Origin of the sequence: Gordonia otitidis (assembly GCF_020735545.1) — a bacterium.
GTDB classification, from domain to species: Bacteria; Actinomycetota; Actinomycetes; order Mycobacteriales; family Mycobacteriaceae; genus Gordonia; species Gordonia otitidis.
The window spans coordinates 562,643-587,477 of the sequence record NZ_CP085974.1 but is presented as its reverse complement, the minus strand read 5'-3'; the positions used below and the strand labels follow the sequence as shown (position 1 = coordinate 587,477).

Sequence of the window (24,835 nt, the reverse complement as noted above, 5' to 3'; positions counted from 1 at the left end):
ACCTGTGCGAGACAGCAGTAACCCGGTGATGCGCGGCGTCGTCCGCGATAACCAGAATCCCGGCGGATACGCCGGCTTCGGTTCCAACATGGCCGGGGCCGGGCAAGCCGCTATGTACAACCAGTACGGCCAGCAGGTTCCCCCGCAGTATGCGCCGCCGCAGGCCGCCGGACGCCAGCTGACCATCGACGACGTCGTCACGAAGACGGCGATCACTCTCGGCGTCCTGACCATCTCGGCGATCGTCAGTTACGTCATCAGTAGCTACAACAACGCGCTGGCAGGCCCGCTCATGGGTATCGGTGCGATCGCTGGTCTGGTCCTCGTGCTGGTCGCGTCGTTCGGTCGCAAGCAGGACAACCCGGCGATCGTGCTCGCGTACGCGGCCTTCGAGGGACTGTTCGTCGGCTCGATCTCGTTCGTGTTCGCGAATTGGATGGTCAGTGGTGACACCAGCGCGGGTGCGCTGATCGGGCAGGCGGTCCTCGGCACGTTCGGCGTGTTCTTCGGAATGCTGCTGGTCTACAAGATCGGTGCCATCCGCGTGACCCCGCGCTTCACGCGCATGCTGTTCGCCGGACTGATCGGCGTGATGGTGCTCATGATCGGCAACCTGATCATCGGGCTGTTCACGGGCGGAGCGGGTGTGCTGCGCGACGGCGGTCCGATCGCGATCATCTTCTCGCTGGTCTGCATCGCGCTGGCTGCGTTCAGCTTTCTCGTCGACTTCGACGCCGCTGATCGGCTCATCCGTGCGGGCGCTCCGTCACGCGCGGGTTGGGGAGTGGCACTCGGACTCACGGTCACCCTGGTGTGGCTGTACGTCGAGATCCTGCGACTGCTGAGCTACTTCAACTCCAACAACTAAGTAGTTCCAGCACGACATACATCGAGGCCCTGCACTCCGCTGGAGTGCAGGGCCTCGGTCGTCGAGCCAGAAGTGGGGTCAGCTCAGGCGCTCGAGCACCATCGCCATACCCTGCCCACCGCCGACGCACATCGTCTCGATGCCGAAGGTCTTGTCGTGGGTCTGCAGGTTGTTGAGCAGCGTGGTGGTGATGCGTGCGCCGGTCATGCCGAACGGATGCCCCAGTGCGATTGCGCCGCCGGAGACATTCAACTTGTCGTGGTCGATGCCCAGCTCGTTGGCCGAACCGAGGACCTGCACGGCGAATGCCTCATTGATCTCGAAGAGGTCGATGTCGGATAGCGACATCCCCGACACCCGCAACACCTTGCGCACGGCCTCGATGGGGCCGAGACCCATGATCTCCGGCGACAATCCCGTGGCAGCAGTCGCGACGACGCGGGCCAGCGGGGTCAGGCCGAGTTCCTTGGCCTTGGTGTCACTCATGACGACCAGTGCCGCAGCGCCGTCGTTCAGCGGGCAGGCGTTACCTGCGGTGACGGTTCCGTCGGGGCGGAACACCGGCTTGAGCTGCGAGATCTTCTCGTAGGTCGTCCCGGGACGTGGGCCGTCGTCGGTGCTGACGACGGTGCCGTCGGCCAGGGTGACCGGGTCGATCTCGCGCTCGAAGAAGCCCGCCTTGATGGCTTCCTCGGCGCGGTTCTGGCTACGAACACCCCAGTGGTCCTGATCTTCACGCGAGATGCCGGTGAAGCTGGCGACGTTCTCGGCGGTCTGACCCATCGCGATGTAGACGTCGGGCAGCAGGCCGTCCTCACGCGGATCGTGCCACGCCGGAGCGCCGCCCTCCGCGGTGCGTTCGGTGCGGGCGAGGGCCTCGTCGAAGACAGGGTTCTTGGAGTCCGGTGCGCCGTCGGCTCCGCCGGAGATGGCAAAGCTCGACACGCTCTCGACGCCGCCGGAGATGAACACGTCACCCTCGCCCGCCTTGATGGCGTGCAGGGCCATGCGGGTGGTCTGCAGCGACGACGAGCAGTAGCGGTTCACGCTGACGCCGGGGATGTGGTCGAACCCGAGTTCGACGGCGAGGACACGGCCGATGTTGTAGCCACCCTGGCCACCGGGCTGACCGATGCCCCAGTGGATGTCCTCGATGTCCTTGGGATCGAGTTCAGGGACCTTCGCGAGGAGTGCGGTAACCATCTGGCGCGAGAGTTCGTCCGGCCGGACGTCTTTGAGGGATCCCTTACCGGCGCGGCCGATCGGGGAGCGGGCATGGGCAACGATGACGGCTTCAGTCATGTGAAACACGTTACTGCACGTCGTCGACGCCAGATGAGCCGGATTTGTCACTCGAGCGCCGCAGGCTCCGCGCGGATGCCGGCGCGCCGCCGGGTTGGACGAGCGGAAGGAACACGTCGTCGACGATGCCACGCAACACGTCGTCGGAGACGGGCGCCAGCGACATGAGGACCTCGTACCGATAGAGGTCGGCTGGGAGTGCGACGGCGCGCTCGGTCACGTGCGCCGGATCGATCTCGCCACGTGCCACGGCGCGGTCGATGAGGGTGGGCATGATCGAGACGCGATCGCCGACGAACAACGCGCGGACCTCACGCGGACTGGTGTCCCCCTCGGCGAAGTACTCGCCGAGACTCGACGCCATCATCACCACGAAATCTGCGCGGGTGGCGTTCATGTCGCGCAGTGCGGCGAGCACGTCGTCGCGCAGGTTCCCGGTATCCGGCACGTCGACCGTGACCTGGCGCCCGCGGTGCGCGATCGCCGCGCGCAGCAACTCGCCTCGCGTTGACCACCGACGATAGAGCACCGGCCTACTGGTTCCCGCGCGGTCGGCGACCGCCTCGAACGTGAGACCGGCGTAGCCGCGCTCGAGCAATTGGTCCCACGCTGCGTCGAGGATTGCTGTTTCGAGTTCGGCGCCCCGGCGTCGGGTCACCGTAGACGCATTGTCCTCAAGGTCCACTTGCGTATCTTATCGCGCCCAGCTAGCGTCGCGATAAGATACATAACTGTTTCTTAAGGAGGTCGTCATGACTGCGACAGCGTCTCCGGCGCAGACCATCGACCCGGCGACGCGTCGCGTTGCGTGGGCGGTGATCGTCGGCCTGATCGCACCGATCCTCGACACGACGATCGTCACGATCGCGCTCGAGACGCTCGGCCGGGATCTCGATGTCCCGGTGTCGACGATCCAGTGGGTGAGCACGGGTTACCTGCTAGCACTCGCTGTCGCGGTGCCGCTCGCGGGTTGGGCGGCGACCCGATTCGGTTCGCGGGCGGCCTGGATCGCGGGGCTGATGATCTTCCTGCTGGGGTCGGTGCTGTGTGCAGTGGCGTGGAATGCGCCGTCGCTCATAGCTTTTCGTGTCGTGCAGGGTCTAGGTGCCGGGCTGATCATGCCGCTGATGACGTCAATCCTGGTCACGGCGAGTCGAGGCGTCGCACTCGGGCAGGTGATCGCCCTGGTGTCCATGCCGACGGCGTTGGGACCGATCCTCGGACCGGTGCTCGGCGGCGTGATACTGAACTGGCTCAACTGGCGGTGGCTTTTCCTGATCAACGTTCCGATCGTCGCCGTCGCGTTGTATCTCGCACGCCGCATCCCAGACGACCGCTCGACGGCCGACGCCGACGACCATCACGCACGACTCGATATCGTGGGGCTCCTGCTGCTCGCACCGGGGCTTGCGCTCGTCCTTCTCGGGCTCTCCAACGCGCACACGGGCCTGTTGCGGGTGAGCGTGCTGGTCCCGGTACTCCTTGGCGCGAGTGCGCTGGCCGCGTTCGTGGCACGTGGCGTTGTGTCGCAGCGAGCCGGAATCGTCGATATCCGAGTTCTTGCCCACCGCGCGGTCGCTGCGTCGGCTGCTGGACTGTTCGCGTTCGGCATCGCCTCGTTCGGCGCAATGTTTCTGCTGCCGTTGTTCTTTCAACAGATATATGGCGACTCGGTGCTGCGCGCCGCGCTTTATCTGATCCCGCAGGGGGTCGGCGCCTTCGTGACCCGTGGGCTCGCAGGGCGGCTCACCGATCGTTTCGGCGGACGCTGGGTGGCGCTATCCGGATTCCTGATCGTCGCCGCTGCGACCGTGCCGTTCGCGGTCGCGGATGCTGGTACATCGCCGTTCTGGTTGATGGTGGCGTTACTCTTCCGAGGTTTCGGTCTCGGGTTGTTGCTGTCGCCGATCATGGCTGCCGGATTCATCGGTGTACCCGATTCCGCACGTCAGGACACCAGCATGCTCACCCGGATCACGCAGCAACTCGGTGGATCGTTCGGCACGGCGATTCTCGCCGTGGTGGTCGTGTCGGCGGCCTCGGTGGGTGCGGGGTTCTCCGCCGCTTTCTGGTGGTCGGTGGTCCTCGCCGTGCTCGGCGCGGCCGTCGCACTCGCGTTGCCGCCCCGGCCGGAACTCAGGTGAACGGAACTATCTCGACGCCCGCAGCGACCAGGGATGCACGGGTCGCGATCGACATCGCCACCGCCCCGGGGCTGTCACCGTGCAGACACACCGAGTCGACGTCGATGCGTATGGTTTCACCGTCGACGCAGTCGACGACGCCGTCGGTGATCATCCGGACCACGCGCTCGGCGACGAGCTCCGGATCGTCGAGGACGGCGCCGGGCTCGCGTCGGGAGACCAGCGTGCCGTCGGAGTGATAGGCCCGATCGGCGAAAGCCTCCCGTACCGTGCGGATTCCGCGTTGAGCAGCGATCTCGAGCAGCAGTGAGCCGGGGAGTCCGAGTATCGGGAGGGCAGGGTCGACCGCGGCGACCGCGTCGACGACGGCTCGCGCGTGCTGTTCGTGGTGCACGGCTGTGTTGTACAGCGCCCCATGGGGTTTGACATAGGTGACCGCACTGCCGGCAGCGTGGGCGATGGCTTGGAGTCCGCCGATCTGGTACACGACGTCGTCGGTCAGTTCGGTCCGCGTGGCGTCGACGAAGCGTCGCCCGAAGCCGGCGAGATCGCGGTAGCTCACCTGGGCGCCGATGCGGACACCGTTCTCCCGTGCGCTGCGACAGGTCCGTGCCAGCGTGCTCGGATCGCCCGCATGGAATCCGCATGCGACGTTGGCGCTGGTGACCACGTCGAGCACGGCGTCGTCGTCGCCGAGTTGCCACCGGCCGAACGACTCACCGACGTCGCTGTTGAGATCGACCTGCGCCGTCATGTGACGGTCCGTGCGCGCCGCAGTAGTCGGGTCATGAACTTGCTCGTCGGCACCGTCTCCGACATCTCCGGCGGCTCGGGCAGCGGTGCGGGGCCCCACTCGCCGATCTCCTCGAGTACCGGTGGCGTGAGTATCGCAGCGGCGAGCTCGTACCCGGCTGCCGAGGGGTGGTAGTGGTCGGGCGAGAACATGTGGTCGGGCTCGGCTTTGAATTCCTCGGCGAGCAGATCGGCGAGCGGGACGGCCACCCCTCCTGCGCCGCGTACCGCCGACGCCTGACGGGCCGCGAGCCGCAAGCCCCAGATCCGTAGGACGGACCGCAGGGGTTGGGGGATTGCGGTGATGACACCGAAATCGGGACAGGTACCCACGACCACCACGGCGCCGGTGTCGCATAGTCGGCGGACGGCGGCGCCGAGACGGTTCGCGGACGCCCGGATGCCGTTGGTCGCGGTGACGTCGTTGGCGCCGACGAGAATCAGTGCCACGTCGGGCTGATGTCCCGCGATGAGCATCGCGTCGATCTGTGCCGCGAGTCCCTTCGACGTGGCCCCGACGATGGCCTTGTTGCTATAGCGGATGACTCGGCCGGTGTCGGCTGCGACACGGCGCGCAACGCGCACCCCCGGGGTGTCGTCGGCCGAGTCGACGCCGAGACCGGCGGCGGTCGAGTCGCCGAAGACGGTCAGGTGCAGCTCGCCGGGGCTGTCGCGCGTGACGCGCAATGGTCCAACGCCGTCGGGGAGGTAGATGCCGTCACCGTTGGGTGCGTTGTCGGTGCGATGGGGAATGGTGGTTCTGGCCTGCGGTGCCTGCCAGACCAGCACGTTGTAAGCCGCCCACGTGGCGCCGGCTCCCGCGGCTGTCGCGGTTGCAGCGGCACCGACATCGCGGAGGACGTGACGCGAATCGGACACGATTGCCAGCTTAGCGGTAAGTCGATTGTGGACGTCTCGCGACGCTCTGGGACCATGGAGGCATGCGCATCGCCAATCACGTCGTCGACCTGGTGGGCAACACACCACTGGTCAAGCTCAATTCGGTGACCTCGCCCGACTCCGGGCTGGTCGCGGCCAAGGTCGAGTACCTCAATCCCGGCGGCAGCAGCAAGGACCGTATCGCGGTGCGGATGGTCGACGCCGCGGAGAAGTCGGGAGAGTTGCGCCCCGGTGGCACCATCGTCGAGCCGACGTCGGGCAACACCGGGGTGGGGCTGGCGCTTGTCGCGCAGCAGCGCGGATACAAGTGCATCTTCGTGTGCCCCGACAAGGTGGGCGAGGACAAGCGCAACGTACTGCGTGCCTACGGCGCCGAGGTCGTCGTGTGTCCGACCGCCGTCGCGCCGGAGCATCCCGACAGCTACTACAGCGTTTCCGACCGGCTGGTCCGCGAGGTGGAGGGCGCGTGGAAGCCCAACCAGTACGCCAACCCAGCGGGTCCGCAGAGTCACTACGAGACCACCGGTCCCGAGATCTGGCGTGACACCGACGGAAAGATCACCCACTTCGTCGCAGGGGTCGGTACCGGCGGCACCATCACCGGCACCGGCCGCTACCTCAAAGAGGTGTCGGACGGGAAGGTCAAGGTGGTCGGCGTCGACCCCGAGGGCTCGGTGTACTCCGGCGGAACCGGGCGCCCCTATCTCGTCGAGGGGGTCGGTGAGGACTTCTGGCCGCAGGCCTACGACCCGAGCATCCCCGACGAGATCATCGCCGTCTCCGACGCCGATTCGTTCGACATGACCCGACGCCTCGCCCGCGAGGAGGGATTGCTCGTCGGAGGCTCGTGCGGCATGGCGGTCGTCGCGGCGCTGCAGGTGGCCGAGCGGGAGGGACCCGACTCCGTCGTCGTGGTCCTCCTGCCCGACGGCGGACGTGGCTACATGGCCAAGATCTTCAATGACGAGTGGATGAGCAGCTACGGGTTCCTGCGCACACCGCTCGACGGCGGCAAACCCGAGCCGCTCGTCGGGGATGTGTTGCGCGGCAAGACAGGCACACTGCCCGACCTCGTGCACACCCATCCGCAGGAGACCCTGCGCGACGCCATCGAGATCCTTCGCGAGTACGGCGTCTCGCAGATGCCGGTCGTCGGTGCCGAGCCGCCGGTGATGGCGGGCGAGGTGGCGGGTGCTGTGACGGAGCGTGACCTGCTCTCCGCGGTATTCGAGGGGCGCGCGAGTCTCGCCGACCCGGTGTCGGCGCACATGGGGGATCCGTTCCCGCTCATCGGTTCCGGCGAGCCCGTGTCGGCAGCGACCAAGGCGCTCGGTGAGTCCGATGCGCTCATGGTTGTCGAGGACGGCAAGCCGATCGGCGTCATCACCCGACACGATCTGCTGGCCTTCGTCAGCACACATCCCACGATCACCGCGGGCTAGCCGGCAAGCGTCCAGATTTCTACTCAGCGAGGAGTTCTCACGTGAAGAAGTACCAGCGGCCACGCGGCTTTTCGACAGACGCCATCCACGCGGGTTACGAGCCCGACCCGCAGACCGGAGCCGTCAACGTGCCGGTCTACGCGAGTTCGACGTTCGCACAGGACGGCGTCGGGGGGCTGCGCGACGGGTTCGAGTACGCACGTACCGGAAATCCGACCCGCCGGGCGCTCGAAGCGAATGTCGCAGCCATCGAAGGCGGTACGTACGGGCGCGGATTCTCCTCCGGGATGGCGGCCACCGACGCGATGCTGCGCGCGTCGCTGCGTCCCGGCGACCACCTCGTCATCCCGAACGACGCCTACGGCGGTACCTTCCGGTTGATCGACAAGGTCTTCACACAGTGGGGCATCGACTACTCGGTGGCGCCGGTCAGCGACATCGACGCCGTGCGTGCGGCGATCACGCCCAAGACCAAGCTCGTGTGGGTCGAGACGCCCACCAACCCGCTGCTCAACGTCGGCGACATCGAGCGGCTGGCCGAGGTCGCGCATGAGGCGAAGGCAAAGCTGGTCGTCGACAACACCTTTGCCACACCCTATCTCCAGCGTCCGCTGGACCTCGGCGCCGACGTCGCACTGCATTCCACCACCAAGTACCTCGGCGGCCACTCCGACGTCGTCGGCGGTGCGCTGGTCACCAACGACGAGCAACTCGACGCCGACATCGCGTTCCTGCAGAACGGCGCAGGCGCGGTGCCCGGACCGTTCGACGCCTACCTGACGATGCGCGGCATCAAGACGCTCGCGGTGCGGATGGAGCGCCACTGCGACAACGCGGAGAAGGTTGCCGACTACCTCAACCGTCACGAGAAGATCGAACGCGTCCTCTATCCCGGTGACCCCTCGCATCCGGGATACGAGGTCGCAGCCAAGCAGATGAAGCGATTCGGCGGCATGGTCTCGGTGCTGGTCTCCGGCGGCATCGAGGAGGCCAAGAAGTTCTGCGCGCGGACCGAGGTGTTCACGCTCGCCGAGTCGCTGGGCGGGATCGAATCGCTGATCGAACACCCGGGTGCGATGACCCATGCGTCGACCGCCGGCTCGCTGCTGGAGGTTCCCGAGAATCTCGTCAGGTTGTCCGTCGGTATCGAGGACATCGACGACATCCTCGCCGACCTGGAGCAAGCGCTGCAGTAGGTCAGACCGGGTGCGGTCGTGCTGCAGGGGCCGCGGCGACCGCGTACGTTGACGCTCATCATGCTGATCACACAGTCCGAGATCGACGACGCGGTGGCCACACTCGCACCCGTGATGCGGCGCACGCCGCTGGTTGCGTCGCGCGTGCTGTCCGAGCGCAGCGGCTCTGACGTCTGGCTCAAATGCGAGAACCTGCAGCGCACAGGATCGTTCAAGCCTCGTGGCGCGTTCTATCGGATCTCGCGGCTCTCGTCGGCCGAGCGCGCGGCAGGTGTCGTCGCGGCCAGTGCAGGCAACCACGCACAGGGGGTCGCATGGTCGGCCGCGCACCTGGGCATCACGTCACGCGTGTACATGCCGGTGGGTGCGGCGCTACCAAAACTCGCAGCCACCAAGGCATATGGGGCCGAGGTGGTGCTGACGGGTGAGACGATCGACCAATCGTTGGTCGCCGCACGCGAGTTCGCGGAGAACACCGGTGCCACCCTGATCCATCCGTTCGACCACCGCGACATCGTCGCGGGACAGGCGACGGTCGGCGTCGAGATCTGTCAGCAGATGCCCGACGTCGGATCGATCGTCGTACCACTCGGCGGCGGCGGACTGCTGGCCGGGATCGCGGCATCGGTGAAGGCCAGACGGCCACACGTGCGGATCGTCGGCGTGCAGGCGGCACAGGCAGCGGCGTGGCCGACCTCGCTGCAGGAGGACATGCCGGTCGCGGCCGAACACATGTCGACCATGGCCGACGGTATCGCGGTCGCGCTACCCGGCGCCGTTCCCTTCGCGCACGTCCGGGAACTGGTCGACGACGTGGTCACCGTCGACGAGGAGCAGTTGGCGACGGCCCTGCTGTTGATGCTCGAGCGCGCCAAGCTGCTCGTCGAGCCCGCCGGAGCCGCTGCTGTGGCTGCGCTGATGAACCTCGACCTCGACCTGCCGGGACCGATCTGTGTCGTTGCGTCCGGCGGCAACATCGATCCGCTCGTGCTGAGCCACGTGACCACGGCGGGGTTGACCGCCTCCGGTCGGTTCCTGACGGTCACCGCGACCATTCCCGACCGACCCGGCGGGCTGATCTCACTGCTCGAACTGTTGCGTGATCAGGGGGCGAGCGTCGTCGACGTCGTGCATTCGCGTGTCGCCGACGACCTGCAACTCGGCGAGGTACAGGTGACGGTCAGCGCCGAGACGCGGGGAGCAGAGCATCAGGAGGCGGTGCGCACCGCGCTCGCGGACGCGGGTTTCCTACGCTGACGTCGCGGATCAGACCTGTGGACGGAGCGTCGCGAAATGACGGATGGTGTCGTTCTCGACGGTCTTGAACACCGACGCAGCAGTCGGACCGCTGAACAGCTTGACGGGTCTGGCGGTGGTGTTGAGTGCGAGAGCGAATCTCCAGACGAGCCGACATCCGACGTCGGCGGCGCTGACTTCCGTCAGCTCGCCGAATCGCGTGAGCCCGGGCACCGTCACCGACGTTCCGCGGAAGGCGTTGCGGTAGTGGTGTTCCCCCGGCTCCTCGGTCCAGTCGAAGAAGTACTCGGAGAGCGCAACGCCCGGGCCGAGCTTGGCCTGACGGGTCGTGCCCACGCCGTACGGCGGCGGTGAGGTGAACTCGATACCTCTGATCGCCCGACACCAGTCGAGTGTGTGCTGGCGGGTCAGTTCGGCCCACGCACGTTCCGGCGTGACGGGGAGGTTCACGTCGATTCGATAAGTCACGGGTGCCGAGTCGAAGAAGCCGAGTTCGAAGGATTCGAGTGCGTAGCTGCGCGCCATCGTGCCATTCAAGCACGGCGCCACACCGTATCTCGGCGGTACGTGCGAGCGCGGGCGCTAACCTGGCACAGTGCCCGTCCCCGCAACCACCGTGATCGGTCTGCTCGGTCCCGTCGCCACAGGCGTCTCCGCGGCACCCGATTCGTCGGTGACGCCGGATGACCTGGTGACGATCCCGGGTATCCGCGCGAAGCGACTGCTGGCGTCGTTGGCGCTCGGCGGCGGACGAACGAGGTCGGCCGAGCGCCTCATCGACGACGTGTGGGCGGACGAACCGCCCCGCTCGCCCGGTGCAGCCCTGCACACCCAGATATCGCGCCTGCGCACCATTCTCGGCGCCGGACGCATCGAGGCGTCAGGTGGTGGATATCGACTTGTGGGCGGTCGTACCGACATCGACATCGTCGATGAACTGATCGCCGAGGGCACCGCAACCGCGCTCGACGACGCGGCGTCGTGGTGGCGGGGTGAGCCCGGTGACGACCTCGGCGACGACGCCGGGTCGCTCATCGCCGAGGTTCGTACGCGCGCAACCCGCGCCGAGAACGCCCTCGACCGCGCCAGGGGTGCCGTCGCGATGAACTCCGAGGATTACGCGACGGCCCGCGTGATCGCCGAAAAGCGCTGTGCTCGTGATCCTCTGGATGAGACCGCAGCACTGGAACTCATGCGTGCGCTTGCGGGTGAGGGCCGGGTCGCCGACGCGCTCGCCGTGTACGCCGCACTGCGGCGTCGGCTCTCGACTGAGCTCGGCGTCGACCCCGGCGCGACGATCAGCGAGGTGCACGCCGCTCTGCTCGCCGAGGGGGACCTAGATGTTCGACGGACCGCCCCGAACGCGCGACGGTCGACCATCCAGGTGGGCCTGTCGGTGGAGACGAGCGACCTCATCGGACGCGACGGTGACGTCGCGTCCATCATCGATCAACTGCGGACACATCGACTCGTCACCATCCAGGGACCCGGCGGCGTCGGCAAGACGCGGGTGGCCAACCGCGTAGGACACCGCCTGGTCGACGAGGGGGCGTCGGTCTACTACGTCCCGCTCGCGCCGATCCGCAACGACGACGACGTGGTGCCGGCCATCGCCGCAACTCTCGGCGTCGGCGAGTCTGATCTCGGCACCAACGCACGCCCACGCATCGCGGCGACCGGCGACCTGCAGGATCGGCTCGTCGATGCGCTGCGCGGCCGGGATGCGCTGTTGATCCTGGACAACTGCGAGCAGGTCATCGAGCGATGTGCGCGGCTCGTTGCAGACCTGCTGGCTGCGGACTCGTCGTTGAAGATCCTCGTCACCAGCCGTGCACCGCTGATGCTGCCCGCCGAGCAGATCTTTCTGCTGCCGACACTCGACGTGACAGACGACGGTGCGGCTGTGGAGTTGTTCACCACCCGAGCCAGCGCAGTGCGGCCCGACGCTGATCTGGCGCGCGACTCCGTCGCGCAGCTGTGCAGACATCTCGACGGCCTGCCGTTGGCGATCGAGCTCGCCGCGGCGCGAATTCGTACGATGACGGTCGAGGAGATCGCCGACAGGTTGGCGGAACGATTCGCGCTGCTGCGCGGATCGGACCGCAGTGCACCCGACCGGCACCGCACGCTGCGGGCGGTGATCGACTGGAGTTGGGACCTCCTCGACGACGACGCACGAGACGCGTTGCGGCGGCTGTGCAGGTTCCCGGCGGGGTTCACGGCCGAGGCCGCGAGAATCCTGTTGGGTCATGGAGGTTTTCGCCTCGACGACACGCTGGCATCGCTGGTCAACCAGTCGTTGCTGACCGTGATCGAGGCCGACGGTCGGGTGCGCTACCGGATGTTGGAGATGGTGCGTGAGTTCGGCGAGGAGAAACTCGCCGCAGAACCCGGGCTGTCGTCGGCGGTCAACTCGGCGATGCGTGAGTGGGGTAAGACCGTTGCGGGCGAGATGGTTGCGAGCTACGACAGCGGTGTCGACGCCTCATTGATGAGCCGCGTGGCCGCGGATGTCGACAATCTCGTCTGGGTGCTCCGCCATTGCTCGGAGGTGATAGTGCACGGTGAGGACGGCTCGCCCGAGGTGGCGGACGCCGTTGACTGCGCGGTGCGCATCTTCCCGGTTCTGGCTGGATTCTGGATGGCCCGAGGTCTGCACGCGGAGGTCATGAACTGGGGTTCGCGGTTGCTCGAGGTGTTGCCGTCACCGCCATTCGAACTCTCCGATGAGCGCCGACGTGATTGGGAGGCAACCGTTCTCGCGTCGATGACACATCAAATGCTGCGGCAGGACCTCCGCGCACTCGCTCGTGCCCGATACTATCTGCGACGGCTGCACGATCCGGATCGGATCTACGTCGAGCCGACCGAGCTGATGACTGCCTGCGTGCTGAGTCGGAGTACGACCGAAGCGATCCGCTACGTGGTGCGTGGCACGATGAGTTCCGATGAGCGCGTGGCGACCACAGCACTCGGTGGACGCATGAATCTCGCCGAGAATCTGGGACGTCTCGACAAGGCCGAACGCGACGGCGAGACGTTGCGTCGGCGATCACGGCTGGGACGCGATCACTGGATGTCGGCGATGGCGAAGATCAGTCTCGGTGGCATACACAGCCAGCAGGCGAACTGGGCGCGGGCTGTCGGCTTCTATCGTGGTGGAATCGACGACCTCGTCCGGCTCGGCTCCTTCGAGGACGAAATGCAGGCGCGGGGCTACCTCGCGGTCACGCTGATCAATCTCGGGCAACTCGACGCCGCCGAGGACGAGCTCGCGCGGGTCGCCGACGGGTGGACCCCGGACGATCCCGATCCGCGCGGGTTTCCCGAGGTCTTCGCCGGAATGATGTTGGCGCTCGGTGAATTGCATTTCGCGCGCGGATATCACGCCGACGCCGCGGCGATGTTCGCCAGGGCAGCCGACCTACTGATGCGTGAGCATCCGATGGCCGCGCGAGACCCGGGCGCGTCGATGCTGATCGGCGTCGCCGCCATCGGTTTGATGCGTACCGGGCAGGCCGTCCGTGCCCGCGACCTGCTGCCGATTCTCGCGAGCAGCCTGACCGAGACCCTGTCGCCGAGTGGCTGGAACGATATTCCACAGGCCGCCAACATGGCGGTGGCGACCGGTTATGTGTTGTGCGACAACAGCGTTACCCGACGCGAAGGTGCCCGGCTGATGATGCTCGGGAAGCGACTGAACGCTCGCGTCGACTATCCGGGCTACTACGCCGTCCTGAGCGACCCGGTGTCCGCGTCGAGGCTGACCGGACGCGAGTGGGACGAAGCCACCGGCGACATCCCCGCCATGCCTCGGCGCCGGGCGATCGACGAGCTCGTCAGCACGCTGGCGTCGAGGACGTCGAGCTGACGCCCGAACTGCTCACACAGACGCGGCGCGGGGGATCCCGGTCGCAGGGGTCCCGCCGCGCCGCGTCGAATCGTCAGGCGTTGCGCATGTACGCCCGCACGGCGAGCGGTGCGAAGACGGCGGTGATCACGGCGGCTCCGACAAGTGCCCACACCACGTGCATTCCGGCGTGGCCGTTCACGGTCAGTTCGCGTACCGCCGATACGAGGTGGCTGACCGGATTGACCTTGACGAATGCCTGTAACCAGCCCGGCATGGTGTCGACAGGGACGAACGCGTTGGACATGAACGTGAGCGGGAAGACGATCAGCATCGAAACACCCTGCACCGCAGATGCTTTGCTCATCAGGCAGCCCATGAGCGCGAAGACCCACGACACCGCGAAGCTGCAGACCATCACCAGCAGGACCGATGCGATGACGCCCCAGGCGTTCGGGCGCCATCCCATGATGAGCCCCATCCCGACGGTGATGACGCTGGCGACCAGATAGCGGATCACATCGGCGAGCAGTGCCCCCGCCAACGGACTGATCCGCGCGATCGGCAGCGACCGGAATCGGTCGAAGACGCCCTTGTCCATGTCCTCACGCAACTGCGTTCCGGTCACGATGGAGCTCATCACGACCGTCTGCACGAGGATGCCCGGGATGATGACCGGCAGATAGGATTTGACGTCGCCACTGATCGCGCCGCCGAAGATGTAGGTGAACATCACGGTGAAGATGATCGGCATGACAGTGACGTCGAAGAGCTGCTCAGGGTTGTGCCGTAGCTTGAGCACCCCGCGGTAGGCCATGGTGATCGATTGCCGCACCGTTTCCGCGAGCGACACCGACTGCTTCGCGCGAGCGCGGATGGCTCCTGTCGTGATGGATCGCGCCGCGGGCACCTGGGAAAGTGTCGTGGTCATCAGTTGTTCTCCTCGCGGGTGCTGTCTGCGTCGGTGTTCGGGCCGCCGGCCTCGGCGGCACCATCGTCGGTCTCTGCCGGTTTGCCGGTCAGGGTGAGGAACACCTCGTCGAGACTCGGCTTCTGGACGTTGATCTCGTCGACCGTGATGCCCTCGGCCCGCATGGCGATCAATACGTCGGGCACCAGATCGGGACGGTGGAGGGGAGCCGAGATCCGCCCGGCCTCGGCCGAGAGGGTCGCGGGTTCGTCGAGGACACGCTCCACGATCTCGGCGACTCTTGGGGCGTCGGCCCGTTCGAGCGGGGCGAGCTGGAGCGTCGCCGCCCCCACCGAGCTCTTCAGGGCGTCGGCGGTGTCGTCGGCGATGACACGTCCACGGTCGATCACCGCGATGCGATCGGCGAGTTGATCGGCTTCGTCGAGGTACTGGGTCGTCAACAGGACAGTGGCGCCGTCGGCGACGAGTCGGCGAATGGTCTCCCACATCTGGGCGCGTGTCCGGGGATCGAGACCGGTGGTCGGCTCGTCGAGAAAGAGCAGCGGCGGCGTGTCGATGAGGCTCGCGGCGAGGTCGAGGCGCCGACGCATGCCTCCGGAGAAGTCCTTGAGTGGCCGGTCGGCCGCCTCGGTCAGAGAGAACTCGTCGAGCAACTCGTCGGCGCGGGTCTTCGCCGCCTTGCGGGAGAACCCGAGCAGGAGTGCGAAGACGACGAGATTCTGCCTCGCCGTGAGGTCTTCGTCGACCGACGCGTACTGGCCGGTGACGCCGACCAGTGAGCGCACCGCGGTCGAGTCGTGGACGACGTCGTAGCCGAAGACCTTCGCCGAACCCGAGTCCGGTCGCAGCAGCGTGGCCAGCATGCTGACGGTGGTGGTCTTGCCCGCACCGTTGGGTCCGAGGACGCCGTACACCGAGCCGGTCGGTACTGCCAGATCCACGCCGTCGACGGCGCGATTCGAGCCGAATTGCTTGACCAGTCCGCGCGCGTCGATGGCGAGGTCGGACCCCAGAGGGCTCGCCACGCCTGACATCGAACTGGTGGTGGTTGTCGTAGTCATGTCGTTGAGCCTGCACGAGGTCGCTGTCGTGCGGCTTACGTCATCTGTCGTGCGGTCACGTCACCGTTCGTCGCGTCACGCGGCCGCTGTCAGCGGGATACGCGACAGGTCGGCGGTCATTGATGCGCGCGATGTATGCCAGGCCGAACAGCAGCAGGATCGGCGGGAGTATGTATCCGAACCGTCCGACGGGGGCGAGCAGGAAGAAGCAGGTGAATCCGCAGCCTGCGATCGTCGCGGCGGCCGCGAATGTGGCTGGGCGATCTGGTGTGGACTGATGATCGTGCTCTACGCGCGCAACGTCTGGGTTCGCACACTGGGGGCGATCTATCCCTCGATGATCGCGTTCGTCGTGATCGGCACCGCCAACCACTACGTGCTCGACGTTGTCGCGATCGCCGCGGTCATCGCGGTGGCGATGTTGATCGTGCACCTTCCGTGGTCGCGGGTATGGCATCGCGCCGCTGACAGATCGCCGAGCACGGTGGCCCGGTGCGTGGACGACCAGGTTGGTACCGGTGTCACGCCGCAGTTGCGGGGTGACTCGACTCTTTTCGATGAGGAGCGGTCGCCAGATCGCTTTCATACCGGATGACCGATCCGACGTGGCCGAGTCGACGTTCGACGACAGTGATCGCCTCCGCCAGCTGGGTGATGTCGTCGACGTCGGCGACCAGCGCGACGGTGTGCCCGTTGTTGCGCAACATGAAAGGCACCACGTCGTAGTAGTTGCTGCCGACGATCGCCACCGGGGTGCCCTCGTCGAACAGCGTCTGCGCGTATTGCGCGACGCGCGCTTCGTCGTCGAGGACGACGAGCGGGATGTCGGGGCTGGGCTTGTGCATTCTCATGGGTCCGTCCTCCTTCGGATCGTTGTAGCTCTGACTACACGATGAACGCGCAGGTTAGCGACGGTCTGGGGCCAAGCTGTGGATAACCTGTGGCCCCGTGTACTCGATGCCGAGGCCTGTGGATGGACTCGGTGACTCGCCACCGGGATGCGTTTAGCGTGCAGCGCATGGGGAGACGAAATCACAAGTCGCCGAAGCCAACTGTCGGCCGACACACGCGCAACAACACAACGGGAAGCGGGCGGCAGTATCACGCCGCAACGCGCCGACGACTCAATCGGATTCCATGGGCGCCGACCGGCGTACCCGACCTTCAGGCCGCACTCATCGACGCCTTCCGCGGACTCGCGGAGGAGTGGGCGGGTTACATTCTGCCCGTCGGCGCGCGGATGCTGGATGCGATCGAAAGGGCTGACCGCCACAGACACGGACTCCTCGACCTCACCGATGAGGAGTACGTCGACCTCGCCGAGGAGTACTGCGACGTCGTCGACCTCTACACAATGCTGCGCGGCATGCTCGGCCGCGCCGATACGTCCGCAGAGGTTCTCGCGCGGGTGTCGCCGATCTGGGTGCCGGCGACGGTGACGGGTTCGACGATCGCCGCGGTCGAGTCGGCCGGTGGGGAAGTCGGCAGGGTAGATGTTCGCGTACTCCCCACGCTTGGTGCCGCGGGTCTGCTGATCTTCGAGAAGCCGCTGACACGAATGACCGAAGGGCCTCTACCCAACGGGATCGTCACACCGACCGTCGACGTCGACGCCGTGCTGTGGTGGTCGCACGCAGAGTTCGCCGACATCGGAGTAGGTGGTGCGTGCAAGCAGGACGACACAACGGAATGCACGTCGATCGAGGTTCAACCGCTGACCCGAAGTCGGGACCTACAACCGCTGCGCGGCGAGGCGTGGCGGCTGTCGGTGCTGACCGAGGTGACCAACTACAGCGTCGACCCCACAGACGACATGTCGATGGCTGGATCGGGCAGGTCGCTCTTCGAGATGCTCGGCGCGTTGGGGGTTGCGTTGGAGCGCAGCGACCTTCGCGTCACCGAGGAGTCGGGCACGCTCACGATGGGAGTCGACGACGCGGCATGAGCGACCCCTCGGTCGCCAGCAGGCGGACCCACATCTTGTCGAGTGGTCGCGGCTCTCAGTGTGCGAGAGCGAGCGTCCGGCTGACGATGCCCGCCATCTCGCGTTCGCCAAGAGTGTTGGGGTGCACCGGGACCGGCTGAACGGTGCCGAAGATCGGCTCCACCCAGCGGACACCGACCGGTTGGCAACCGTCATGGCCGATCGACGGCGTGGTCGCGTCGACGTAGGTCACGCCGGTCGCATCGGCTGCGCGCTTGACGGCGTCGTTGAGCGTGGTCTGGATACCGTGAGCGTAGGGCAGGTCGCCCGCGGCGACAGGCAGGTTGGTGCAGGTCTGCGCCTTCGCGGGCATGATCAGCGGATAGCTCACGATCGCCACCCTCGCCCGCGGAGCCTTCGTGCGAATTGCCTTGAGCGCGTTCACGACCTTGGGGTAGGTCGCGGTGCGGACCTCCTTCTCGATCGATGCGCCGTACTGGTCCTTGCACGGAGTCCCGCGGAATCCCGCAGCGACTCCGGCAGCGATGCACTTCGCGACCGTGCCGGCGAACACATTGCCGTCGTTACCGCCGATCATGAGTGTGACCAACTGAGTGTCGGCACTCAGAGCGTGCAATTGCGGTGCTACGTCTGGATATTGGCGGGTGAAGAAGTCTTTTGTCTGTGCCCCACCGCAACTGACGTCCCGCAGTGAGAAGCCGTTGCGTCTCGCGATGACGTGCGCGAAGTTGTTGCTGGACTGCGAGCAACTGCCAGGCTTGTCGGGTGCGGTGGGGGATACGCCCGAGCCGGCAGCGTAGCTGTCTCCGAGATTGACGTACCTCAGGGTGCCGGATGCCGGTGCGGCGTCGGCGAGGGCAGGTGTCAAGACCGAGGCCAGAAGTCCAAGTGCCGCAACAGCGGTGATGACCCCGACCCGGCGCGGTGAGAAGCGCGGTTTCATACCATGGTCTTAGCACTGCGAAGCATCGCTGGGAGACGTTTTGGACAAAGTCGTCTCAGATGGTGAACGCTCCACGTGACTCACGGGACGCCGTGGATGTGATTATTCGGCGGTGAAGGTCCGCCTCGACTGGTGACCCTGCACTGGGGAGTGTCCCTACACCACGAGGTGCGACGCCGGCCCGGACGCACAACCCTGGAATCTGTAGCGCAAAAGGTTGCTGTGGAGTGCGGAAACCGCACCCCACAGCAACCTTTCGATGCGCTGTGGTCCGGAGAGGGATCAGCCGTGGTACGGCTCGGCCTTGACGAGCGTCACCTTGACCACCGAACCGTTGGGAACGGTGTACTCGCGGGTGTCGCCGACCTTCGCGTCGATGAGTGCGGAACCGAGCGGCGAGCTCGGTGAGTAGGTTTCGAGCTTTCCGGCCTGTGCCTCTTCGCGCGTGGCGATGAGGAAGGTCTCTTCATCGCTCTTGTCGCCGTCGTAGTAGACGGTGACGACGGAACCGGGAAGGGCGACGCCGGACTGGGTCGGCGCCTCGCCGACCTTCGCGTTGTTGAGCAGCTCCTGAAGCTGCCGGATGCGTGCTTCCTGCTGACCCTGTTCCTCGCGTGCGGCGTGGTAGCCGCCGTTCTCCTTGAGATCGCCTTCCTCGCGACGCTCATTGATCTCGGCAGCAATGACCGGACGATTGGCGATGAGGGAGTCGAGTTCGCTCTTGAGGCGGTCGTGCGACTCCTGGGTCAGCCAGGTCACCTGGGTGTCGGTCATCGGTCACTCCTTTGTGTTGTCCGCTCCCCGGCAGTGTCTGAACCGGGGCACTGTCCCAGAGCGGGACATTGTTCCGATCCGGGGCAGTACCCATACCTGGACATCGCCTCGAACCGGAACCTGTGGACTGCTCTAAATGCAGCAACACGACCCCTCACGGAGCCGTGTATTAGGTCAGGATACCAAATCCGGACCGATGTGGCACATCACACGTCAGCCGTGTTGACCTCGGTCAGCGCCTGCTGATAGCTCGGTTCGGCCTTTTTCAGCCATGCGACCACCGCGTAGGTGATCGGCATGACGAGGATTTCGACAAGTGTCTTCCAGATGAATCCGACGGCGGTGTAATTGACGAAGTCGCCCCAGGTCGAAATCCCGAGTGCGGACGCGGCAATCGAACAGAAGACGAGTGTGTCGGCGAATTCTCCGACGACCGTCGATCCGAGTAGTCGCGCCCAGAGCCGCTTTTCGCCTGCGCGTTGTTTCATTTTCACGAGCACGAACGAGTTCAGGAACTCACCCGCGAGGTAGCCGGCCAGCCCGGCGAGCAGGAACTGCGGTACCACACCGGCGACGCGTTCGAAGGCGTCCTGACCGTCGTAGAAGTCGGCGGCGGGCAGATGGATCGTCGCCCAGAAGCAGAGCGACGCCAGCAGCAGAACGGCGAAGCCCGCGAGGATGGTGCGACGCATCGCCTTGAAGCCGTAGACCTCGCTGATCACGTCACCGAGCACATAGGCGAGGGGAAACAGGTAGAAGGCTCCGTCGGTGACGAGTCCGTTGAGGTGGATCGGACCGACGTCGAGGTGCAGCCAGCTGTCGAACAGCACGACACCCTTGGTGCCGGTGATGTTGCTGATCAGCATGACGCCGATGAACAACGCCACGAGTGCGGGGAAATACGGGCTGCTCAGCGACGCGAAGACAGCCTTGCCACGTTTGTCCGTCGTTGTCACGAGAAGTGGTCCGTCACGAGGTCGTCGTCAGATATTCGGGGACGTCGGTACTGCAGCCGAACACCTCGCCGATCACCGGTGGTCCGGACGTCCTCACGACGGTGCGCAGACCCTCCTGCTGGGTGCCGGGGGGTACGAGGACCTCGCGACGACCTGCCTCTGAACCGTCCTTCACACGGGCGCGGACGACGCAGGACACGGGTTGGGTCGGATCTTTCCTGGTCACCGTGTACAGGACCGCTACAGACGAGTTGTCGATGATCTCGTAGCCGGTGGCTTGTCCGCTGACGTCGGGATCGGCGAACTTGTTGTATCCGATAGCGGCGAGGATCACACCGATGACCACAACGGCAACGGCCGATGCGATGAACCACAGACGCCGGCTGCGGGCCGACTGCGCGACGGGATAGGTGGCACGGGGTCCGCTTTGCGGCTGTTTGTGCAGGTCGGGTTCCTGCGGCGTGCCCCCGTCTGAACTGTTCACGGGTCAATACCTACCATGAGAGGAGTACGTATCCGAAGGCGAGGAACCGTGACCGAATCGCGCACGCAGGGCGGCTACCGTCTCATGGCAGTGCATGCCCATCCCGACGACGAGTCGAGCAAGGGTGCGGCCACATCGGCCAAGTACGCTGCCGAGGGCAACGAGGTCCTCATCGTGACCCTCACCGGTGGCGAGCGCGGTGACATTCTCAATCCTGCGATGGATCGTCCAGGGATCAAAGAGCGGATGAGCGAGGTCCGTAAAGAGGAGATGGCGAAGGCGGCAGCAGCGCTCGGCGTCGAGCAGACGTGGCTCGGGTACGTCGACTCGGGCCTGCCCGAGGGCGATCCGCTACCCCCGCTGCCAGAGGGATCCTTCGCGACGCTGCCGGTCGAGGTCCCCACCGAGAAACTCGTCGCGTTGGTCCGTGAGTTCCGACCACACGTGATGATCACCTACGACGAGCACGGCGGCTATCCGCATCCCGACCACATCATGTGTCACAAGGTCTCGGTCGCCGCCTTCGAGGCAGCGGGTGACCCGGCAGCGTTCCCCGACGCGGGTGAACCGTGGACGGTGTCGAAGCTCTATTACACGCACGGTTTCATCCGCGACCGCATGGTGCTGTTCTCCGAGGAGTTCGAGAAGAACGGTCAGGAGAGTCCCTTCGCCGAATGGCTGTCGAAGTGGGACCCGAGCCGTGGCGACCTGATGGGACGCGTGACCACGCAGGTCGAATGCGCTGAGTATTTCCCGCAACGCGACGATGCGCTGCGTGCCCATGCCACGCAGATCGATCCCAACGGCATGTTCTTCGCGGTTCCGCTCGAGTGGCAGCAGCGACTCTGGCCGACCGAGGAGTACGAGCTGGCGCAGACGCGGGTGACCACCGCGATTCCGGAAACCGACCTGTTCACAGGTGTATTGCTCGACGACGACGAGTCGGTCGAGGTGGGGGAGCAGGCGACAAGATGACGTTCTCGACGATCGCGGTACTCGCCGCGCAGCAACCACAGGGCCCCGAGTTCGGCAAGGCCTCGCCGATCGGTCTCCTGGTGATCGTGGTGTTGCTCATCGGCACCGCGCTGCTCATCCGATCGATGAACAAACAGCTCCGCAGGCTGCCGAAGTCGTTCGACGCCAATCATCCCGAGGCCGATCAGGCCTTCGACGAAGGCACCGACGCCGCAGGTGCAGGCGTCACGGAGAGCTCGACACCCGAGGACGGAGTGTCGGTCACGGCGGATACGAACGCCGACCGCGACAGCCGACGGGACTCCGACCACCCCTGACCCGCTCGGCAGCACCACCCAACGACTCGCGCGACGGAGTGAACCGCAGATGCCGAATCAACTGAGCGAATCGTCGAGTCCCTATCTGCGGCAGCACGCCGACAATCCCGTCGATTGGCGCGAGTGGAGCGACGCAGCCCTCGAGGAAGCGGTCCGTCGTGACGTGCCGATCCTGCTCTCGGTTGGCTACGCGGCCTGTCACTGGTGCCACGTGATGGCTCACGAGTCGTTCGAGGACGTCGACACCGCGACTCAGATGAACCGCGACTTCGTGTGCATCAAGGTCGACCGCGAGGAACGACCCGACATCGACGCGATCTACATGAATGCGACGGTCGCGATGACGCGGCAGGGAGGCTGGCCGATGACCTGCTTCCTGACCCCGGCCGGCGACCCCTTCTACTGCGGCACCTACTTTCCCGACACCCCCCGCGGCGGTATGCCCTCGTTTCGACAGATCCTGGCCGCAGTCACCGAGGCATGGACCACTCGGCGAAGTGAGATCGTATCGATGGGTTCACGTGTCCGCGAGGCGTTGTCCGACGCCGCGTCGGCGCTTCCGAGCGGCGGAGTTGTCGTCGACGAACGTCTGCTCGACTACGCCGTCGCCAGCGCGCTCGGCGAGGAAGACCAGGCCGCGGGTGGATTCGGAGGTGCGCCGAAGTTCCCACCGTCCGCACTGCTCGAAGGGCTGCTACGCCACTACGAACGCACGAGCGACTCCGCGCCGTTGCAGTCGGTCATGCGCACCGCCGACGCGATGGCGCGGGGTGGCATCTATGACCAGCTCGGCGGCGGCTTCGCGCGATACGCGGTCGACAACGACTGGGTGGTCCCGCATTTCGAGAAGATGCTCTACGACAACGCGCAATTACTCCGCGCTTATGGACACCTGGCGCGGATCGTCCACGATCCGCTGGCAGGTCGCGTCGCCGAGGAGATCGTAGAGTTCCTGCGCCGGGATCTGCGCGTCGTCGGCGGCTTCGCTTCGTCGCTCGATGCCGACGCGGCGGGCGTCGAGGGCTCCACGTATGTGTGGACTCCAGAACAATTGCGTGACGTACTCGGCGACGACGACGGGAACTGGGCCGCAGCGGTTTTCGGTGTGATAGATGCCGGCACCTTCGAGCACGGCACGTCGACGCTGCAGTTGCGCCAGGACCCGGACGATTCGGCACGGTACGCGGATATCCGACGTCGACTCCTCGACGCACGCTCCGCACGTCCGCAGCCGGCGCGTGACGACAAGGTCGTCACCGCCTGGAATGCCATGGCGGTGACCGCACTCGCCGAGGCGGGCGCGGCGTCGGGACATCCCGACTGGGTCGAACTGGCCGTCGAGGTGCTCACCGAGCTGCTCGACAACCACCTCGTCGACGGCGTGCTCCGCAGGTCGTCCCTCGGTGGCGTGGTCGGAACACCGGTCGCCGCGCTCGACGATCACGCCGCGCTGATCACCGCGATGCTGACCGTGTACCAGATCACCGGGGAGCAGCGGTGGTGCGAGCAGGGTCTGGCGCTGCTCGACACCACGATCGACACTTTCGCCGACCCCGACGAGCAGGGCGCCTGGTTCGACGCCGCGTCGGACTCGCTGATCGCTCGTCCCCGGGACCCTGCCGACGGTGCGACGCCGGCAGGGGCGTCGTTGATCGCCGAGGCCGCACTGATCGCGTCGGCGATCGCACGGATGGGGCCGGCGACGCGCTACGCGAGCATCGTCGATGCGACGTTGGCGCGCGGCGCCGTGTTGTTGGCGAAGGTTCCGCGCTCGGCGGGCCACTGGTTGGCGGTTGCCGAGGCGCGGCAAGGCGGCCCGCTCCAGATCGTGGTGGCCGAGGACTCGCGCACCGATGGGGAGTTGGCAAGGGCTGCACGACGACTCGCACCCGGCGGGGCGATCATCGTATCCGGGGGTCGTGATGAGCAACCACTGCTCGACGGTAGGGGACCGGTAGGCGGGCGCGATGCCGTCTACGTCTGCCGCGGAACCGTGTGCGACCTACCCACCACCTCAGCCGCCGAGCTGGCGTCGAAGCTGGGGTGAGGGGGCTACCCGTTCAGCAAGGAGGCCGGGACAGGTCGACGTAGGTGCCGACGGCAGCGTCGATCACGGACATACACAGCTGATGGTTCTCGGCGCGCGTGATCCGGCCATCGACGATGCTGCCGACCGAACTCGCGCGGACGAACGCGGTCCAACCGGAGAAAGCGACGATCCCCAGCTCTCGCGCATGTCCGTGTGCCCCCGCAGCGTCGAGAAAGGCGTTGCACAGGCTGTGCATGTCGCGCTCGATCGGGCCGCGAACCGCCGGATCGGCAGAAATCGAACTGCGATTGGCGATCATGACGAGCGCCAGATGCTCGTCGTAGAAGTCGAGGTAGGCGTCCAGTGCCGCACTGATACGGTCACGCACGGTCGGCGCCGTGAGCGTCGATACCTTGTGGCGTAGATCCGAGTGTGCCGCCTCCCAGATCGCGCCGAAAAACTCTGCCTTGGTGGGGAAGTAGTGATACATCAGCCGACGGGTGACGCCTGCCTGTGCTGCGATCTCGGCCATCGAGAGAGCCTCGAAGTCGGAGGTCGAGCTGAACGCGCGCATCCCGACGTCGAGTAGATCAGCTCGCCGAGCTTCGGGGGTCATGCGTTGTCGCGACGACATGGGTTGATCGTAGATGGTTGACCGGATCACATCCG

24 protein-coding genes are annotated in these 24,835 nt (G+C 66.1%); 11 read left to right on the top strand and 13 right to left on the bottom strand.

The genetic code is table 11. The features are described from left to right. Positions 1 to 4: 4 nt before the first annotated feature. On the top strand, positions 5 to 868 hold the full coding sequence (locus LK459_RS02600) for a Bax inhibitor-1/YccA family protein (protein WP_007237288.1): 864 nt from the start codon (positions 5 to 7) through the stop codon (positions 866 to 868). Positions 869 to 946: 78 nt separating this feature from the next. Here the strand turns inward: LK459_RS02600 and LK459_RS02595 are convergent, their stop codons facing one another. Further along, complete coding sequence (locus LK459_RS02595) at positions 947 to 2,170, bottom strand: acetyl-CoA C-acetyltransferase (RefSeq protein ID WP_039993349.1); 1,224 nt, start codon at positions 2,168 to 2,170, stop codon at positions 947 to 949. Between the two features lie 10 nt (positions 2,171 to 2,180). After that, positions 2,181 to 2,855: a TetR/AcrR family transcriptional regulator gene (locus LK459_RS02590; RefSeq protein ID WP_227921600.1), complete on the bottom strand. Its 675-nt coding sequence runs from the start codon at positions 2,853 to 2,855 to the stop codon at positions 2,181 to 2,183. A 67-nt stretch (positions 2,856 to 2,922) separates the two neighbouring features. On the opposite strand from LK459_RS02590, the gene LK459_RS02585 reads away from it, so the two are divergent. After that, complete coding sequence (locus LK459_RS02585) at positions 2,923 to 4,314, top strand: MDR family MFS transporter (protein ID WP_227921598.1); 1,392 nt, start codon at positions 2,923 to 2,925, stop codon at positions 4,312 to 4,314. Here LK459_RS02585 and LK459_RS02580 read toward each other — a convergent pair. Both LK459_RS02580 and LK459_RS02575 read right to left on the bottom strand, forming a co-directional pair. Beyond that, on the bottom strand, positions 4,307 to 5,068 hold the full coding sequence (locus LK459_RS02580; RefSeq protein WP_227921596.1) for a LamB/YcsF family protein: 762 nt from the start codon (positions 5,066 to 5,068) through the stop codon (positions 4,307 to 4,309). The two genes, LK459_RS02585 and LK459_RS02580, sit on opposite strands and share 8 nt — an antisense overlap. Next, positions 5,065 to 5,985: an SGNH/GDSL hydrolase family protein gene (locus tag LK459_RS02575; protein ID WP_227921595.1), complete on the bottom strand. Its 921-nt coding sequence runs from the start codon at positions 5,983 to 5,985 to the stop codon at positions 5,065 to 5,067. Before LK459_RS02575 ends, LK459_RS02580 begins: the two co-directional genes overlap by 4 nt. Positions 5,986 to 6,047: 62 nt before the next feature. On the opposite strand from LK459_RS02575, the gene LK459_RS02570 reads away from it, so the two are divergent. Genes LK459_RS02570 through ilvA form a run of 3 tightly spaced genes read left to right on the top strand, consistent with a single transcriptional unit; the run spans position 6,048 to position 9,901 of the window. Then, entirely contained in the window at positions 6,048 to 7,448 is a 1,401-nt protein-coding gene (locus LK459_RS02570) for a cystathionine beta-synthase (protein WP_007237294.1), read from the top strand. 41 nt (positions 7,449 to 7,489) lie between these two features. Beyond that, positions 7,490 to 8,644 (top strand): cystathionine gamma-synthase, encoded by a 1,155-nt coding sequence (locus LK459_RS02565; RefSeq protein WP_227921593.1) that lies wholly within the window; start codon positions 7,490 to 7,492, stop codon positions 8,642 to 8,644. Positions 8,645 to 8,704: 60 nt separating this feature from the next. Next, complete coding sequence (gene ilvA, locus LK459_RS02560; RefSeq protein ID WP_227921591.1) at positions 8,705 to 9,901, top strand: threonine ammonia-lyase; 1,197 nt, start codon at positions 8,705 to 8,707, stop codon at positions 9,899 to 9,901. A gap of 9 nt (positions 9,902 to 9,910) precedes the next feature. Here the strand turns inward: ilvA and LK459_RS02555 are convergent, their stop codons facing one another. Continuing rightward, the gene (locus LK459_RS02555) at positions 9,911 to 10,426 is read right to left on the bottom strand and encodes an SRPBCC family protein (RefSeq protein ID WP_227921589.1); all 516 of its coding nucleotides are present in this window, start codon (positions 10,424 to 10,426) and stop codon (positions 9,911 to 9,913) included. A gap of 70 nt (positions 10,427 to 10,496) precedes the next feature. On the opposite strand from LK459_RS02555, the gene LK459_RS02550 reads away from it, so the two are divergent. Continuing rightward, positions 10,497 to 13,772, top strand: a complete 3,276-nt coding sequence (locus tag LK459_RS02550; RefSeq protein WP_227921588.1) for a BTAD domain-containing putative transcriptional regulator — start codon at positions 10,497 to 10,499, stop codon at positions 13,770 to 13,772. A 73-nt stretch (positions 13,773 to 13,845) separates the two neighbouring features. Here LK459_RS02550 and LK459_RS02545 read toward each other — a convergent pair whose 3' ends face one another. Both LK459_RS02545 and LK459_RS02540 read right to left on the bottom strand, forming a co-directional pair. After that, a complete protein-coding gene (locus LK459_RS02545; protein WP_007237299.1) occupies positions 13,846 to 14,682 on the bottom strand; it encodes an ABC transporter permease in 837 nt (278 codons plus the stop codon). Further along, on the bottom strand, positions 14,682 to 15,743 hold the full coding sequence (locus LK459_RS02540) for an ATP-binding cassette domain-containing protein (RefSeq protein WP_227921586.1): 1,062 nt from the start codon (positions 15,741 to 15,743) through the stop codon (positions 14,682 to 14,684). Before LK459_RS02540 ends, LK459_RS02545 begins: the two co-directional genes overlap by 1 nt. Here LK459_RS02540 and LK459_RS02535 point away from each other — a divergent pair. Next, a complete protein-coding gene (locus tag LK459_RS02535) occupies positions 15,742 to 16,338 on the top strand; it encodes a phosphatase PAP2 family protein (RefSeq protein ID WP_227921584.1) in 597 nt (198 codons plus the stop codon). The genes LK459_RS02540 and LK459_RS02535 overlap by 2 nt on opposite strands. Here LK459_RS02535 and LK459_RS02530 read toward each other — a convergent pair. Next, positions 16,265 to 16,594: a hypothetical protein gene (locus tag LK459_RS02530; protein ID WP_227921582.1), complete on the bottom strand. Its 330-nt coding sequence runs from the start codon at positions 16,592 to 16,594 to the stop codon at positions 16,265 to 16,267. The genes LK459_RS02535 and LK459_RS02530 overlap by 74 nt on opposite strands. Positions 16,595 to 16,761: 167 nt before the next feature. Here LK459_RS02530 and LK459_RS02525 point away from each other — a divergent pair, with 167 nt between their 5' ends. Further along, positions 16,762 to 17,688, top strand: coding sequence for a hypothetical protein (locus LK459_RS02525; protein ID WP_227921580.1), 927 nt, complete (start codon positions 16,762 to 16,764; stop codon positions 17,686 to 17,688). A gap of 55 nt (positions 17,689 to 17,743) precedes the next feature. On the opposite strand, the gene LK459_RS02520 is transcribed toward LK459_RS02525, so the two are convergent. The 4 genes from LK459_RS02520 to LK459_RS02505 all read right to left on the bottom strand — a co-directional run bounded on the left by LK459_RS02520 (position 17,744) and on the right by LK459_RS02505 (position 20,845). Continuing rightward, positions 17,744 to 18,631: an SGNH/GDSL hydrolase family protein gene (locus LK459_RS02520; RefSeq protein ID WP_227921579.1), complete on the bottom strand. Its 888-nt coding sequence runs from the start codon at positions 18,629 to 18,631 to the stop codon at positions 17,744 to 17,746. 282 nt (positions 18,632 to 18,913) lie between these two features. Beyond that, positions 18,914 to 19,405: a transcription elongation factor GreA gene (gene greA / locus LK459_RS02515; RefSeq protein ID WP_005174949.1), complete on the bottom strand. Its 492-nt coding sequence runs from the start codon at positions 19,403 to 19,405 to the stop codon at positions 18,914 to 18,916. Positions 19,406 to 19,611: 206 nt separating this feature from the next. Beyond that, positions 19,612 to 20,361, bottom strand: coding sequence for a queuosine precursor transporter (locus LK459_RS02510; protein WP_007237304.1), 750 nt, complete (start codon positions 20,359 to 20,361; stop codon positions 19,612 to 19,614). A 13-nt stretch (positions 20,362 to 20,374) separates the two neighbouring features. Further along, the gene (locus LK459_RS02505) at positions 20,375 to 20,845 is read right to left on the bottom strand and encodes a DUF4307 domain-containing protein (RefSeq protein ID WP_227921577.1); all 471 of its coding nucleotides are present in this window, start codon (positions 20,843 to 20,845) and stop codon (positions 20,375 to 20,377) included. An 84-nt stretch (positions 20,846 to 20,929) separates the two neighbouring features. Here LK459_RS02505 and mca point away from each other — a divergent pair, with 84 nt between their 5' ends. From mca to LK459_RS02490, 3 genes are read left to right on the top strand one after another with little or no spacing between them, the layout of a single operon-like run. Further along, positions 20,930 to 21,820 carry a mycothiol conjugate amidase Mca gene (mca, locus tag LK459_RS02500; RefSeq protein WP_227923547.1) on the top strand — a complete coding sequence of 297 codons (891 nt, stop codon included), beginning with the start codon at positions 20,930 to 20,932 and terminating at the stop codon, positions 21,818 to 21,820. Then, the gene (locus tag LK459_RS02495; RefSeq protein ID WP_227921575.1) at positions 21,817 to 22,137 is read left to right on the top strand and encodes a hypothetical protein; all 321 of its coding nucleotides are present in this window, start codon (positions 21,817 to 21,819) and stop codon (positions 22,135 to 22,137) included. Before mca ends, LK459_RS02495 begins: the two co-directional genes overlap by 4 nt. 49 nt (positions 22,138 to 22,186) lie before the next feature. Continuing rightward, the gene (locus tag LK459_RS02490) at positions 22,187 to 24,184 is read left to right on the top strand and encodes a thioredoxin domain-containing protein (protein ID WP_227921574.1); all 1,998 of its coding nucleotides are present in this window, start codon (positions 22,187 to 22,189) and stop codon (positions 24,182 to 24,184) included. 13 nt (positions 24,185 to 24,197) lie between these two features. Here LK459_RS02490 and LK459_RS02485 read toward each other — a convergent pair whose 3' ends face one another. Then, the gene (locus LK459_RS02485) at positions 24,198 to 24,800 is read right to left on the bottom strand and encodes a TetR/AcrR family transcriptional regulator (RefSeq protein ID WP_227921572.1); all 603 of its coding nucleotides are present in this window, start codon (positions 24,798 to 24,800) and stop codon (positions 24,198 to 24,200) included. Positions 24,801 to 24,835: the final 35 nt, after the last annotated feature.

What these genes read in the sequence shown, in the direction of transcription:
- LK459_RS02585 (WP_227921598.1), top strand. Translation starts at nt 2,923, where the DNA reads ATGACTGCGACAGCGTCTCCGGCGCAGACCATCGACCCGGCGACGCGT.
- greA (WP_005174949.1), bottom strand. Translation starts at nt 19,405, where the DNA reads ATGACCGACACCCAGGTGACCTGGCTGACCCAGGAGTCGCACGACCGC.
- LK459_RS02520 (WP_227921579.1), bottom strand. Translation starts at nt 18,631, where the DNA reads ATGAAACCGCGCTTCTCACCGCGCCGGGTCGGGGTCATCACCGCTGTT.
- LK459_RS02570 (WP_007237294.1), top strand. Translation starts at nt 6,048, where the DNA reads ATGCGCATCGCCAATCACGTCGTCGACCTGGTGGGCAACACACCACTG.
- LK459_RS02490 (WP_227921574.1), top strand. Translation starts at nt 22,187, where the DNA reads ATGCCGAATCAACTGAGCGAATCGTCGAGTCCCTATCTGCGGCAGCAC.
- LK459_RS02545 (WP_007237299.1), bottom strand. Translation starts at nt 14,682, where the DNA reads ATGACCACGACACTTTCCCAGGTGCCCGCGGCGCGATCCATCACGACA.
- LK459_RS02580 (WP_227921596.1), bottom strand. Translation starts at nt 5,068, where the DNA reads ATGACGGCGCAGGTCGATCTCAACAGCGACGTCGGTGAGTCGTTCGGC.
- LK459_RS02485 (WP_227921572.1), bottom strand. Translation starts at nt 24,800, where the DNA reads ATGTCGTCGCGACAACGCATGACCCCCGAAGCTCGGCGAGCTGATCTA.
- LK459_RS02595 (WP_039993349.1), bottom strand. Translation starts at nt 2,170, where the DNA reads ATGACTGAAGCCGTCATCGTTGCCCATGCCCGCTCCCCGATCGGCCGC.
- LK459_RS02525 (WP_227921580.1), top strand. Translation starts at nt 16,762, where the DNA reads ATGGGGAGACGAAATCACAAGTCGCCGAAGCCAACTGTCGGCCGACAC.
- LK459_RS02555 (WP_227921589.1), bottom strand. Translation starts at nt 10,426, where the DNA reads ATGGCGCGCAGCTACGCACTCGAATCCTTCGAACTCGGCTTCTTCGAC.
- LK459_RS02495 (WP_227921575.1), top strand. Translation starts at nt 21,817, where the DNA reads ATGACGTTCTCGACGATCGCGGTACTCGCCGCGCAGCAACCACAGGGC.
- LK459_RS02535 (WP_227921584.1), top strand. Translation starts at nt 15,742, where the DNA reads ATGTCGTTGAGCCTGCACGAGGTCGCTGTCGTGCGGCTTACGTCATCT.
- LK459_RS02530 (WP_227921582.1), bottom strand. Translation starts at nt 16,594, where the DNA reads ATGAGAATGCACAAGCCCAGCCCCGACATCCCGCTCGTCGTCCTCGAC.
- LK459_RS02540 (WP_227921586.1), bottom strand. Translation starts at nt 15,743, where the DNA reads ATGACTACGACAACCACCACCAGTTCGATGTCAGGCGTGGCGAGCCCT.
- mca (WP_227923547.1), top strand. Translation starts at nt 20,930, where the DNA reads ATGGCAGTGCATGCCCATCCCGACGACGAGTCGAGCAAGGGTGCGGCC.
- ilvA (WP_227921591.1), top strand. Translation starts at nt 8,705, where the DNA reads ATGCTGATCACACAGTCCGAGATCGACGACGCGGTGGCCACACTCGCA.